At 38.2% G+C, this 12,696-nt stretch carries 13 protein-coding genes; 5 read left to right on the top strand and 8 right to left on the bottom strand.

The window, feature by feature from the left end:
* The first annotated feature begins 10 nt into the window (after positions 1-10).
* A complete protein-coding gene (locus ACJVC5_RS07650; RefSeq protein WP_408098781.1) occupies positions 11-481 on the top strand; it encodes a dihydrofolate reductase in 471 nt (156 codons plus the stop codon).
* On the opposite strand, the gene ACJVC5_RS07645 is transcribed toward ACJVC5_RS07650, so the two are convergent.
* On the bottom strand, positions 478-1,497 hold the full coding sequence (locus ACJVC5_RS07645) for a toxin-antitoxin system YwqK family antitoxin (protein ID WP_408098780.1): 1,020 nt from the start codon (positions 1,495-1,497) through the stop codon (positions 478-480). The genes ACJVC5_RS07650 and ACJVC5_RS07645 overlap by 4 nt on opposite strands.
* 74 nt (positions 1,498-1,571) lie before the next feature.
* On the opposite strand from ACJVC5_RS07645, the gene ACJVC5_RS07640 reads away from it, so the two are divergent.
* The gene (locus ACJVC5_RS07640; RefSeq protein ID WP_408098779.1) at positions 1,572-2,651 is read left to right on the top strand and encodes a glycosyltransferase; all 1,080 of its coding nucleotides are present in this window, start codon (positions 1,572-1,574) and stop codon (positions 2,649-2,651) included.
* A gap of 16 nt (positions 2,652-2,667) precedes the next feature.
* Here the strand turns inward: ACJVC5_RS07640 and ACJVC5_RS07635 are convergent, their stop codons facing one another.
* The 4 genes from ACJVC5_RS07635 to ACJVC5_RS07620 are packed head-to-tail and all read right to left on the bottom strand — an operon-like array spanning position 2,668 to position 6,686.
* Positions 2,668-3,999 (bottom strand): sensor histidine kinase, encoded by a 1,332-nt coding sequence (locus ACJVC5_RS07635; RefSeq protein ID WP_408099226.1) that lies wholly within the window; start codon positions 3,997-3,999, stop codon positions 2,668-2,670.
* The gene (locus ACJVC5_RS07630; protein WP_408098778.1) at positions 3,999-4,907 is read right to left on the bottom strand and encodes an aKG-HExxH-type peptide beta-hydroxylase; all 909 of its coding nucleotides are present in this window, start codon (positions 4,905-4,907) and stop codon (positions 3,999-4,001) included. Before ACJVC5_RS07630 ends, ACJVC5_RS07635 begins: the two co-directional genes overlap by 1 nt.
* Before the next feature lie 2 nt (positions 4,908-4,909).
* On the bottom strand, positions 4,910-6,415 hold the full coding sequence (locus ACJVC5_RS07625) for an ABC transporter substrate-binding protein (protein WP_408098777.1): 1,506 nt from the start codon (positions 6,413-6,415) through the stop codon (positions 4,910-4,912).
* A complete protein-coding gene (locus tag ACJVC5_RS07620) occupies positions 6,384-6,686 on the bottom strand; it encodes a hypothetical protein (protein ID WP_408098776.1) in 303 nt (100 codons plus the stop codon). The genes ACJVC5_RS07625 and ACJVC5_RS07620 overlap by 32 nt, the downstream gene beginning before the upstream one ends.
* A gap of 134 nt (positions 6,687-6,820) precedes the next feature.
* Between ACJVC5_RS07620 and ACJVC5_RS07615 the strand changes: the two genes are divergently transcribed.
* Complete coding sequence (locus ACJVC5_RS07615; RefSeq protein WP_408098775.1) at positions 6,821-7,129, top strand: hypothetical protein; 309 nt, start codon at positions 6,821-6,823, stop codon at positions 7,127-7,129.
* Here ACJVC5_RS07615 and ACJVC5_RS07610 read toward each other — a convergent pair whose 3' ends face one another.
* On the bottom strand, positions 7,130-8,443 hold the full coding sequence (locus ACJVC5_RS07610) for a UDP-glucose dehydrogenase family protein (RefSeq protein ID WP_408098774.1): 1,314 nt from the start codon (positions 8,441-8,443) through the stop codon (positions 7,130-7,132).
* Between the two features lie 107 nt (positions 8,444-8,550).
* On the opposite strand from ACJVC5_RS07610, the gene ACJVC5_RS07605 reads away from it, so the two are divergent.
* On the top strand, positions 8,551-9,414 hold the full coding sequence (locus ACJVC5_RS07605; RefSeq protein WP_408098773.1) for a hypothetical protein: 864 nt from the start codon (positions 8,551-8,553) through the stop codon (positions 9,412-9,414).
* Here the strand turns inward: ACJVC5_RS07605 and ACJVC5_RS07600 are convergent.
* Both ACJVC5_RS07600 and ACJVC5_RS07595 read right to left on the bottom strand, forming a co-directional pair.
* The gene (locus ACJVC5_RS07600; RefSeq protein ID WP_408098772.1) at positions 9,392-10,006 is read right to left on the bottom strand and encodes a transposase; all 615 of its coding nucleotides are present in this window, start codon (positions 10,004-10,006) and stop codon (positions 9,392-9,394) included. The two genes, ACJVC5_RS07605 and ACJVC5_RS07600, sit on opposite strands and share 23 nt — an antisense overlap.
* 347 nt (positions 10,007-10,353) lie before the next feature.
* Positions 10,354-10,476 (bottom strand): hypothetical protein, encoded by a 123-nt coding sequence (locus ACJVC5_RS07595; protein ID WP_408098771.1) that lies wholly within the window; start codon positions 10,474-10,476, stop codon positions 10,354-10,356.
* Positions 10,477-10,644: 168 nt separating this feature from the next.
* Here ACJVC5_RS07595 and ACJVC5_RS07590 point away from each other — a divergent pair, with 168 nt between their 5' ends.
* The gene (locus ACJVC5_RS07590) at positions 10,645-12,468 is read left to right on the top strand and encodes an acyl-CoA dehydrogenase family protein (protein WP_408098770.1); all 1,824 of its coding nucleotides are present in this window, start codon (positions 10,645-10,647) and stop codon (positions 12,466-12,468) included.
* Positions 12,469-12,696 lie beyond the last annotated feature (228 nt).

The following is a 12,696-nucleotide window of genomic DNA, read 5'->3' as shown; positions in this document are numbered from 1 at the left end:
AATCTCAAGAATGAAGGTGAAGTTTATTGCCATTGCGGCGCTCGGAAAAAATCGTGAAATTGGACTCAACGGGAAGGTTCCTTGGAACATTCCTGAGGAGTACGAAAACTTTAAGGAAAGTATCCGAGATCAGGTCGTACTGGTAGGCCGAAAGAACTTTGATCATCATGGCCAAAGAATTGAAGGCGCCAAGAAGGCCTTAGTCCTGAGTAAAAATAATTCAGCTTATTTTCAGAATATGAATCAAATTCTTGAATACGCTGAACAAAACGACATCACTACCATTTACGTCATGGGTGGTGCCGAGATCTATGAGCTCACTTTGCCTTATATCTCAGAATTCCTATGTTCGATTGTTGATTATGAAGGTCCGGCCGATGCATATTTCCCAGAATATTTATTCTATGAATGGGAAGTTCTAGATCAAGAAATTCATGATAACTGGACCTTGTATCACATGAGAAAAATTCCAGACTTCTAGAAATTTTTCTCACTAACAAGTTCACCGTTTTTATAAACTCGTCTGATAGTCACTCTTCCGTGTTCTCCGTAATAAATACTTTCACCATCTAACTGACCCTCACTATTATGATTCTCCTCATAGGCGAGACCCGTGATTTCATAATACGTTTTACGAAGACCGATAGGTAAATCGTAGCTGTGCTTGGAGTCGCGTTTGAATTTTCCTTCTACTTCAGGATTGCCATTCTCATAGTAAGTTTTTTTGTCATAAAAAACTTCGCCGTCTTTGAGTTCATACTTAAATTCGGCCTTAAGCTTGCCGTTTTCATAGTAATCTTTTTCAGTTTGAAGTTCTTTAGAGATGAGAAACTTTTCTGACTTTAATTTTCCGTTTGAATAGAACGTTTTGCGAGTTTCATTCTCACCTTGATAGATGTTTTCAGTCTTGAGTTTTCCCTTAGCAAATAAGTCCTGAAACTTGATGAGCTTACCCTTATCGTAAGTATAGTTTCGACCGTTGACGGTTACACTTGAGACATTGTCCCACCCGCAAAGTTTTTTATCCTCTTCCAAGTAAGCTTGAGAAGCACAATTTAGCTGAATGATTTTTCCGTCCTCAGAGTAATCAATACGCATGTCCGGATAATAAATTAGTGATTCAATTTTCCCGTTAGGAAAGTAACGTTTATGAAGTCCATACTCTTTGCCTTCCTCAAACTTGCCTTCAGTAATGAGATAACCTTTGGGACTAAATACCTTTTTCGTACCAATGATGTTGCCCTTCTCATTCTGATTAAATACTTCTCTGTTGCCCTGATTATTGATCAGCGTGACTCTGCCAACTTCAATACCATCCTTCATGTCCGCTTCTCGGATGAGTTTTCCCTCTTCAGTTTTACAGACCAGCTTTCCGGATTTTCCGGCAGTTTCTTTGCCATTAGCGATGTTAATAGGTTTACCATCCAGCCTGCATACGGCCGCAACTGCAGAAGTTGTGAAAATGGTTAAAGTCAGAGCAAAAGTGAGGTTTTTCATACTTTATATCCTATACCGCTCGCGGTAGACTCGAACCATATTTTTTTAGCTTTAGGACAATTATGACGACTCCGATGAAAACAATTTGCTTCTTTAACTCTAACAAGGCCTGGGGAGGCGGAGAGAAGTGGCATTTTACAACGGCCAAGGAATTCACACGCAGAGGAAATCAGGTTCTTCTGGTGACTAATATGCGTTCTGAGCTTGGGAACAAGGGAGTCCGTGAAAGTCTGAATGTGTTTCGTTTTCATGTAGGAAATCTGAGCTTCTTAAATCCGGTTAAAGTTTTAACTCTTGCTGTTTTCTTTAAAGTAAAAGGTGTTGATGCCATCGTGCTTAATCTTCCAGCGGATTTAAAGCTTGCTGGTCTTGCGGCCAAGATCGCGGGTGTTAAAAAAATTATCTATCGCCGTGGGATGCCTCACCCACTTCGTAATACTTGGCTGAACCGCTTCTTGTTCACAAATATACTTACTCATGTAGTGGTGAATTCTAAAGAAATTGGACGAAGTCTAAAGCAAGGAAACGAGTCTTGGTTTCCTGAAAACAAAATGGTCCTGATCTATAATGGTGTTGATACTTCGAAGGAAGTTGATAAGAGCAAGAAGCTTTATGAGAAAAAAGGCAATGAAGTTGTTATCGGAAACGCTGGGCGCCTGACTGAACAGAAAGGTCAGAAGTACCTAGTTGAGATGGCGAAGCTTCTTAAAGCAGAGGATATCAATTTTAAACTTCTGATTGCTGGTGAAGGTGAACTTCGTAAAGATCTTCAAAAACAAATTGATGAAGCCGGACTTCAAGAACAAGTGAAGCTTCTTGGTCATGTGAGTGATATGCCAGCGTTCTTTAATTCACTTGATGTGTTTGTGTTCACAAGTCTTTATGAAGGTTCTGCCAATACGCTTATTGAAACTCTTCAATATGGTCTTCCGACTGTTTGTTGGGACGTTAGTTCAAATCCAGAAATTATCGAAGATAGTAAGACTGGTTGGTTAGTTAAGCCGTTTGATGTAAAGGCGATGACTAAGATCGTGGCGAGCTTTAAGGATGGGAATCCGAATCCGGCTGTGGTTGCGAGCGGGATTGAGAAAGTGAAGAGAGAGTTTGATTCGATGAAGAATCTGAACTCTCTCTCTGAGATTGTTAAAAATTAGATTATAATAATAAAATTCAAATTGGCGTGAATACTGAAACATCCTCAACAGAGTCGCTAGAATAAGTTTTAGGAAGACAAATTACAACACTTGTCCCTACACCAACACGAGAACTAATACTGATCTTTCCGTTCCAATTTAACAATGTTTGCTCAGCATGGTACAATCCAAGACCGGAACCTTTCGATTTTCCATAAGTAAATCCTTTTACAAAAACTCGATTTAATACTTCGTCGCTCATTCCTGGTCCGGTGTCATTTATAAAGATATAATTTGATTCTCCATAGCTCATTAAACTAACAGTGATTCTAATTTTTTCTTTTGTAGACTCAACGGCGTTGTTAATTAAATTGCTAAGAATTCTTTTAAGAATAATTGAATTTGCATATGAATAATCACACATAGGATTAACTACAGATTGAATTTCAAGATTTTCTCTAGAGAAAAACTCAAGTCTTTTTTCGTGACAAATTTCTTGTATCACATCATTTAACTTTACAAGACCAGGGATTAAACCTTCATTGTCTTGAATATTCTCTAAGTCCAATACCGTAGAATTAATTCGCTCAAAAGATAATCTTATTATTTTCAATAAATTTTCATCCTGAATATTTAATAAAGATATCGCAGTCTCTAGAACAGAGAGAGGAGATTTCACGTCATGTGCAATTTGCTGGGCAACAAAGGTAGTCTTCTTTAATTTTTTTACCGAATCGATCTCATGTTTCTGAGTTTCAAGAGCCTCTGCTAAAATATTCCATTTTTCTTCTATCTTCGCTGAATTGAACTTTGCATCTGTTATTTCGGTCCCAACCAGACTGATTTTCAACGGAGAGATTATATTGTTGGAAAATTTCATAATCTCTTTTAATAAAACACTAACCAGAACTTTCGAAACAAAAATGAGAGCCAAAAGAATGATAAATAACTCCGTAAATGGAACATTCCCTGACAGATAGAATTCACCTAATTGTTCACCAGAAAAACTATTAAGAATTGACTTCTTACTTACTAATAGTTTCCCCTCGTTAAAGCGTATTGAAAAGTTATCAGACAGCCGAATCAACTCTTTTCCAATATAATCCCCAGCTGAAAAATTATCACTTTTTACCCAAATTTTCAGACTCGATCCTTTATCAATATTTAAAATTGCTCTATTAACTTGAAAAGAATCACCTACGGCCATCCAATAAGAGAAATTGGGTCTCATTAATGATGAGATTTCATTAAACTTTCTGTAAGAATCAATTATATAAAAGATTGAACAAATTATTATAAATGACAACGAAACAGACAGAGCAGTCATCCACTCTAGCTTTTTAACACTTTTTTTAAAATGGCTTTTCATCAAGCGACATCCTCTACAGAGTATAAACTTAAAGCCAAAGCCTCTCTAAGAATTTGCTCACCGACATTCGTCAAATCAAGAGATCTTAAATCTTTTAAAGCTACTGCCAATTGGTTCTGCAAATCTCTTTTTCTGGTTTTAAGATAATTTTCTTCAACCATATTTCCTAATCGTTTTTCAAATGTGACGATAAAATCCAACATAAACATAACTGCGACCATTGCATGAAAACTTAAAATTGCAGGTCTTTTAGTTTCTCTAACAACTGAATAAATAAGCTTGTCATGACTATCCTTAATTATTTTATCAAACTCTTGATAAGTCATTAAAGCTTGATGTCCAGTTTCATGAGCTAAATTGAGAGCCAACTCGAATTGAGAGATATCAGATGTCTCAGGCAAGCTTAAAAAAATACCTTTCCTATATTTTCTTGAACTTAACCCTGCTCCATTCTTTCGCATCTTAACAGAGGAATCTCTGCCTTTCTGTGGGATTATTTCTTTAACCAAAATCTCCAAACGTCGTTTCCAAATTATATTACTCTGAACGAGATCTAAGATCTCCTGCATTGCAAACAAAAAAGGAGTAAACTCACGATCATGAACTCTAACAATTCGGTTATCGTATAGCTGACTTTTATCCAATCTACTTAAACCAATTTCATAATCATTAAACATCTCACCTCTAATATCCAATCCACTTGCACATGGAATTAGATGGCCCTCTGATGGAATTCTCCAGCCAAAATTAGTGGCGCGATCTAACGACATCCACGGATGATATTCAAATTTAGCTTGGTTTAATTTATTACTCAATTTAGAGATGCAACTCTGATCGGCTTTCGCAGATAAGATAGCCAAGTTCGAATTGCCTTTTACACCGAGCAAACAATTTCCAGAAAAATTCATATTCATTCTCGTAGCTTTATGTTTTCAATATTTAATGAAATCGGATGAGGCTGATTTCCTACATCTACAATCTTCTCTCTATTAAAGTAAAAAGTTGTTTTTTCTTCAGCGATAGGAATAATAATCGAATTATTTTTAACATAAGAACTTAAATCACTAACTAGCGAAATTCTTTCATCAAACTTTTTTGCATTTGCTGCTTTCATATATCTTGCTTCATATTCATTAATCAGTGTGTCGCTAGGAAGATAGTAATTGGCATGACTATTCTTTCTATAGGCCGAAAACATAATCAATGGATCAATATAATCACAAACCATACCAAACATTGAAATTGCTGCACTCTCTGCAGTTGTTTTACTTATAAACTTCTCATCATTAGGAACGAATTCAATATCTAAGCCATATTTATTCAAGAGATTTGTAATCTTAGTCACATAAAATTTATTCTTTTCAGATAATTCAGGACCACTAAAGACAATAGCTTTTAACTTCTTCCCCTTGTATTTATTAGGAAGTTTTTCCAAAATTTCTTTTTTACTTTTTGCAAAAGATGCTTCTTGCTTTATTCTTCCCCAGAAATGACTTGGTAACAATTGATTGATAGGTGATATACCAAGTTCTTTATTGGAAAACTCTTCGCGGTATAAAATTGAATCAAGAGCTTTTTTAAAATCTTCATCTCTACTTAATTCATTGATTCTACTAAATTCAAGTACTCTAACATTTCCAGGTAAGCTGGAGCTAAACGCCTCCAAGTTTTTTTTGTCTATTGAATGCCTTTCAAGCGAAATATCGGGTCTATTATTTTTAAGGTTGGCCAAAAACCATACTTCTTTAGGAGAAGCACTCTGATCACTGATTTTTTCTATAATTGTTTTTTCCCCATCGAAGGGATGCTTTACTCGATATTGCCCAGCCCCTACAGGGATACTCTTCCAAGTTAGATAATCATCATGAAGTTCTTCTTTCGGGACTAAAGAAAAATAAGGGACGGTAAGAGTATGCAAAAAAGCTGGATTAGGAGAACTCAACAGGACACTGATAGTTGTTTCATTTATTAGTTTTATTCCACTTACAATTCCAGAATAAAACTTATCGCCGGCTTTAATTTTATCCAATCCCTCTATTTGGTATAGATACGTGTTAAAAAAACTTTTATCTGGCGAGAAAAAACCTCTAAGCAATGAAAATTCTAAATCTTGAGATGTAACTTTTCTACCGTTATGAAAATATAAGTTATCTCTTAACTGCAGTGTATATGTATTAGATTTATAATCGAATTTGAAATCCTTCAAATGAGAGGGCTTTAAATTCAGTTTGTCGTCTACCTTAATAAGCTGTCCTCTCACCGCGGAATTAAATGTAGATAATACAATACCACCTGCATGGATATGATAAGGAGCTTTCGAATCTTCTCCAAAATAAAGCTTAAGAGGTGTACTCATTGAATAACCTTTCACTGCAAAGAAAAGACTAAACTTTAAAAGAAAAAGTACTCTTTTCATCTAGATATTCCTCACTTAGAAAGTACGAATCAATATCAAATTCGAAACATCCCTTCTCTTTAAGAAGTTCATGAATAAGATTCCTACGTTCATCTCGTGATAAGTATGCAAACTCATCTAGCGGGAAATTTTCCAAAACATCACGTATATTAAGATGCCCCTCCTCTATGCAACTAAACAAACCATCACTTTTAGCCTCCATTGCCTTTACTGCTTTAAATGGATTAATTAAAAGCGCCATGCTTGAAATAAAGATCGAAATTTTTCTCATCATTGCTCCCTTAAACCTTTGGTTCGAATGATCTATTAATAGCCTCTAAGATTTCTTATAGGGAGTTTTTGTAGTTTTTATATGTTAGGAAACACTTTCAAAATATCGTTTCCAAAGCATGCTATTGATGGGTCATGATAGTTTTAATCGACAACGACATTTTAATTCATTTAGGTTGGCAAGTTAAGGCCTCAAAAACTGGATTAAAATTAAGAACATTCTCTTCAATTCAAGATTTCTTAAGACAAGCAAACGAGATAAAAGAAGATGTAACCATCTACATAGATTCTGATCTGGGAAACGGAATTCAAGGCGAATTTGAGGCAAAAAAACTTTTTGATATGGGTTATCAGAACCTATATTTAGCTACAGGCTATTCTGATCTAAAGCTTAAAGACTATCCCTGGCTTAAAGGGATAGTCCCTAAATCTCCACCTTTTTGATTACTTAATCGCCTTCCCAATCGCATAATACGTGAACCCCATCTCCAACACTTTCTTCGTATTGTAGAGGTTTCTTCCGTCGAAGATGATTGGAGTCTTAAGACGTGACTTGATCTCTTCGAAATCCGGAGCGCGATACTGCTTCCACTCTGTAATCACAAGAAGGCCATCAGCACCGTTAAGGGCGTCATATTTGTTTTCGAATTGATCAACGGGGATTCCCATTTGGCCCATAAGCTTCTCGAAGTTATCGGCAGCTTCTGGATCGTGGAAACGAACTTTAGCACCAGCTTGATGAAGAGCAACAGCTGTATCAATCGCTGGAGTTTCACGGATGTCATCAGTGTTCGCTTTAAAAGCTGTTCCCCAAAGAACGAATGTTTTGCCTTTAAGATCATCTTTGAAATGCTTCTTAACTTTAGAAACAAGATACTTCTTCTGCTCTTTGTTTACTTCTTCAACCGCCTCAACGATTTTAAAACGAGCGCCGTTTTCCTTAGCTGTGAAAACCAAGGCCTTCACGTCTTTCGGGAAACAAGAACCGCCGTAACCTGGACCTGGGTATAAGAATTGAGAACCGATACGAGAATCTGTTGAGATACCGTGACGAACTTCTTCAACATCTGCGCCAACGATGTCACAAAGACGAGCAACTTCGTTCATGAACGAAATCTTCGTAGCAAGGAAACAGTTAGCTGCATATTTAGTCATCTCAGCTGAGATGTTACTCATATGAATCGTACGTTTCACCTGACGATTGAATGGTTCGTAAAGCTCTTCAATTCTTTCTGCTGCTTCATGCTCTTGAGAACCAATAATAATACGCTCAGGCTTCATGAAATCTTCAACAGCTGAACCTTCTTTAAGAAACTCAGGGTTATTTACAACGAAGAACTTCTTATTAGTTTTACCTTTCAAGTGTTCGCGAACTTTATTACCTGTTCCAACTGGAACTGTAGATTTAACAACAACGATTGAACCATCTTGGAGATACGGAGCGATTGAATCACAAGCCCCGAAAATATATTTAAGATCCGCTTGGCCATCATCAGAAGAAGGAGTTCCTACTGCTAAAAAAATCGCCTCCGCTTTTGTTACTGAATCGTAGTTATTAGCAAAGTGAAGTCGGCCCTCTTTGTAGTTTGACTGCATAAGCGGCTCAAGACCTGGCTCATAAATCGGACACTCGCCTTTTTTCATACGCTCAACTTTCGCAGCGTCGATATCAATACAAGTCACATCGTGACCCATCTCTGCAAAACAAGTTCCTGTTACAAGACCGACATATCCAGTGCCAATAATGCTTAGCTTCATTTTTGAGCTCCAATAAGAGTGAAAAGTGGGGACATTTTCGTTAATTTTGGTGCTTTTGTCCATTGTGAGGAGGAGAATCTAAGGAGATTAGAAACAAGGAGGGTTATATGAGTCCTCTGGTAAAGTTTTTCATCGTCCTTCTCCTGTCCTTCCCAGTACTTGCTCAAAGCTACCAGTTCAAATTGGAAGGCTCATTTTCAGCCCAAAAAGACACTGAGATCCCAGTCACGGTCAATTATACCATCGACTGGAATGAAACTTCTTCGACCATCCAAGGTGTGTACAAGGACAATTTCTATGCTCAGAAAGGTCCTCAAGTCGTTTCCGGAACTGTGACAACCAATGGCCGTACCTTCAACACTATCCTTCCCGAAGAAATGGAAGGGGTAAAATCCATCGTTATCAACATGCAAGCAGCAGGAATTGTCAGTGGTACAGTTCCCGTAACCTTGCGAGCACAAGATAATCTCGGAACAGTGATTGAACTCGCCAACAATCCCGGCATCATGATGGCAACGGACAGAGGAAATCCTCAAACTGGAAATTGTGTCATTGGCTTTGGTGCTCTCACCGGATACTGCGGTTTGTACGCGGGAAGCTTTAACGAAGTCTCAGACAATGCCAGTCGCTGTGATATTAGTTCTTCAGGACAGGCAAGAATTGAATTAGCAACCAATACTGAGTTTCATTTGTATTCAAATTACATCAATGCCATCAATAATGAATTCACAACGATCGGAACTTTCCTTCCCTCACCTCAATCAAACAATGTAAGTATCACAGGGAGAGAATGTGGTTCGATTCCCGGAACGACATTTATTACAGGAAACTGTAAGACACTTAACCTATCAGGAGTGTTTTATGATCAAGCGGACAATATCACGTTCACAGGAACACTAAGCATGAATGATGAAGTCACAGGCGAAACATGCAGCTATAGCTTGGCGCTCACTCGAGAAGTAGTTTATTAAAAATCTTTTGTTTTCGCTTATTAATGCTGAAATACTGTTTTTTAAGACCAAGTTTTATAAGTGCTTCAGCTTCTCGATCCAAAGTTTCATTTAACCAAATATACTCTCCCTCATGGCCCCCGAACAAAAGAGGAATAAACGAATGCAAAGGGAACGAAACAGGATGCAGACTGGAAAAGGGGTAGTCCTGAACCTTTGAAACAATCTTGACTCGTAATGGGTTTTGGAAAATATAACGATACACTTGATAATAATGTGTTTGCGATTCAATTAAGCTCCACTTGTAGCGTCCGTCCCAAATCGGATCACGAGAACGTGAACGACGTTTAATTCGAACCGATGTATTTCTCATTAAGGTGTGCATAATCTGATCAAGGTTACCTTTTGGTGTATGACAAAGAAGATGAAAATGATTTCCCATCAAAACAAAGGCGTGGATGCAAAGTTGATAATCAACATGAACACGCTTTAGTTCATCCATGAAAATCATCCATACTTCATCGAGCGAAAGTGGGAAAAACTCCCTGTCGGATGTTCGCGCCACGACGTGATAGGGATGATTTTCTGATTTAATGAAATAAGGTCTCACCATTGTCCTTTCCTCTACTTATCTCCTCTCAACTGCCCACCTTTTGGACATAGGCTTCATTCAGAGAATGAGTTAAAATACAAATAAGGAAGGGTAAGACCCTGGAGTTTGCCAGGGCCCCAGGTGCTGTAACACCAAGGGGGTCACGTTAACGATGAACTGGCAGAACGAGGAACATGAACTTTCCCTTCCCTACTTTTTCTTATGAAAATTTTGCGCCAAGTTTTGAATTCGCAAACTTTTGTATTCATTGGTCTATAACCTTCTTGTGAAAAATAATTTCTACACTCTATGGAAGAAATTACTACCGCTGGAGAAAGTGCTTACCTGGCACCTTTTGGACATAGGCTTCATTCAGAGAATGGGTTAAAATACAAATAAGGAAGGGTGAGACCCTGGCGTTTGCCAGGGCCCCAGGTGTTGGTAGCACCAAGGGTGAACGTGTAACTTTGAACTGAATCAGCGGGGTACATGAACTTTCCCTTCCCTCCTTTTTTTCTTAATGAAAATTTCGCGCCAAGTTTTGAATCGCAAATCACTTGAATTTCTTCAGATCAACACTACAGATCAAAAAAATTACCCGGTACACCTACAGAATTTCTTAAATTGCCCTCTTCGAGACTGGCTTTCATACTTTCTCTATGAAGACCTTCGAAAAATCATTGCAAGTAGCCGAGTCAAGTCGAGATGAGTGGGAGAAGACAAGTTTCTTAAAAGAAATGTTCATGGGGAATTTCTCCTATGACCTCATTCACCCCTTTCCAGAACAGAAAGGACTTAAAGATGAGTACTTTTTGGATTTCTTGGCTCGCTACAAACAGTTCCTACAAGATGAAGTAGATTCCGATCTTATTGATCGCGAAGAAAAAATCCCCAAACACATTATTGATCACTTAAAAGAAATGAAATGTTTCGCTCTGAAGATTGGAAAAGAATATGGCGGACATGGATTTACTCAATCCGAATACAACGAAATCTTAAAACTTACTGCCACGAAAGACGCCAATCTTGTGGCCCTTCTTTCTGCTCACCAATCAATCGGTGTTCCTCAACCTCTCATCATGTTTGGGAACGAAGAGCAGAAGAAAAAATATCTGACAAGAATTGCTCAAGGAGAAATCTCGGCCTTCGCCCTGACTGAACCCGATGTAGGCTCAGATCCAGCGAATCTCGAGACAACTGTTACAACTGAATCCGATCATTACGTACTAAACGGCCATAAACTGTGGTGCACGAATGGTACGATAGCTGATGTGATCATCGTCATGGCCCGGCATCCGGAAGACGATCTTATTAGTGCTTTTATTGTTGAGATGAAATGGGAGGGAGTAAAAGTTGAACATCGTTGTCACTTCATGGGACTGAAAGCACTTGAAAATGGAGTTCTAAGCTTCGAGAATGTAAAAATCCCTAAAGAAAATCTTCTCTGGGAAAGAGGAAAAGGTCTAAAGCTCGCTCTTATAACTTTAAATACTGGCCGTCTCTCCCTACCTGCGGCCGTTTCCGCAAGTTCCAAAAAAATGCTCGAAATAGCGCGCCTTTGGTGTCGAGAACGTGAACAATGGGGAAAGCCCATTTATAAACATGAGGCAATCGCTCAGAAGGTTGCGGATCTGGCCTCTTCCACATTTGCCATGGGAGCAATCTCTGATTTAGCAACCGCGCTCTATGATAATCACCACGACATTCGTCTTGAGGCAGCGGTTTCAAAACTCTTCTGCTCTGAAACCGGTTGGAGAAATGTCGATGATCTTCTACAAATGCGTGGAGGTCGGGGTTATGAGACCGCCGATTCATTAAGGGCAAGAGGTGAAGCCGATATTCCAGTTGAGAGAATGATGAGGGACTTCAGAATCAATCGTATCTTTGAAGGAACAACAGAGATCATGCATCTTTTCATCGCTCGAGAAGCGGTCGATACCCATTTAAAAGTTAGCGGCATCCTTCTCGATAAGAAGAAACGAATGATTGAAAAGATCGTCGCTCTTCCAAAAATTTTTATGTTCTATGCTCTCTGGTATCCAAAACTTTGGTTCTTCTGGCCTTTTGGTACTTCTCATCTAAGTTTTATTAAGCGATCAACCAAAAAACTCGCCAGACAAATTTTTCATGGCATGCTTTACCATGGACCCGGACTTCAAAATCGTCAGATGTTCCTCTTTAGAGTCGTAGATATTGCGACTGAACTCTATGTGATGGCGGCAACACTTTCCAAAGCTGAAAAGCTGGGTGGGGATGCTCATGAACTCGCAGATGTTTTCTGCAAAAATTCGCGTAGAAGAATTGATAACTTTTTTAGCGAACTTTGGAACAATTCAGACAAAGCGAAATACAATTTGGCGCAGAAGATAGAGCATGATCAATTACTGTGGTTGGAAGATGGGATCATTGAGATGAGTGCTAAACAACAAAAAGATATTAAAATAAATAAAGAAGAAATGATTATTAATCAAGGCCAACATTAATTGTATTTACCTCTTTTTTACATCAAATTGGTATACATGCTATATTCCCAGCTCTGTGCACAAAGAGAAACTAATCTGTTTTTGATTAATCCCAGCAGAATCCAAAAGAAAGAATAAATATAAAAATTTCGTAGCACATTCTCCCAATGGGGGTGCCAAAATTGCACCTAAAAGTTGAATAATCCAATCACGAATTGATAATTTGGAAATTTTCGACCCAGAAGTAGA

Source organism: Peredibacter sp. HCB2-198, assembly GCF_045999315.1.
GTDB lineage: Bacteria > Bdellovibrionota > Bacteriovoracia > Bacteriovoracales > Bacteriovoracaceae > Peredibacter.
Note: the sequence above shows the minus strand (reverse complement) of the source record. Positions and strands in the feature narration are given on the sequence as shown.

Coding starts and splice junctions, on each gene's coding strand:
- ACJVC5_RS07650 (WP_408098781.1), top strand. CDS start 11: ATGAAGGTGAAGTTTATTGCCATTGCGGCGCTCGGAAAAAATCGTGAA.
- ACJVC5_RS07645 (WP_408098780.1), bottom strand. CDS start 1,497: ATGAAAAACCTCACTTTTGCTCTGACTTTAACCATTTTCACAACTTCT.
- ACJVC5_RS07640 (WP_408098779.1), top strand. CDS start 1,572: ATGAAAACAATTTGCTTCTTTAACTCTAACAAGGCCTGGGGAGGCGGA.
- ACJVC5_RS07635 (WP_408099226.1), bottom strand. CDS start 3,999: ATGAAAAGCCATTTTAAAAAAAGTGTTAAAAAGCTAGAGTGGATGACT.
- ACJVC5_RS07630 (WP_408098778.1), bottom strand. CDS start 4,907: ATGAATTTTTCTGGAAATTGTTTGCTCGGTGTAAAAGGCAATTCGAAC.
- ACJVC5_RS07625 (WP_408098777.1), bottom strand. CDS start 6,415: ATGAAAAGAGTACTTTTTCTTTTAAAGTTTAGTCTTTTCTTTGCAGTG.
- ACJVC5_RS07620 (WP_408098776.1), bottom strand. CDS start 6,686: ATGAGAAAAATTTCGATCTTTATTTCAAGCATGGCGCTTTTAATTAAT.
- ACJVC5_RS07615 (WP_408098775.1), top strand. CDS start 6,821: ATGATAGTTTTAATCGACAACGACATTTTAATTCATTTAGGTTGGCAA.
- ACJVC5_RS07610 (WP_408098774.1), bottom strand. CDS start 8,443: ATGAAGCTAAGCATTATTGGCACTGGATATGTCGGTCTTGTAACAGGA.
- ACJVC5_RS07605 (WP_408098773.1), top strand. CDS start 8,551: ATGAGTCCTCTGGTAAAGTTTTTCATCGTCCTTCTCCTGTCCTTCCCA.
- ACJVC5_RS07600 (WP_408098772.1), bottom strand. CDS start 10,006: ATGGTGAGACCTTATTTCATTAAATCAGAAAATCATCCCTATCACGTC.
- ACJVC5_RS07595 (WP_408098771.1), bottom strand. CDS start 10,476: ATGTACCCCGCTGATTCAGTTCAAAGTTACACGTTCACCCTTGGTGCT.
- ACJVC5_RS07590 (WP_408098770.1), top strand. CDS start 10,645: ATGAAGACCTTCGAAAAATCATTGCAAGTAGCCGAGTCAAGTCGAGAT.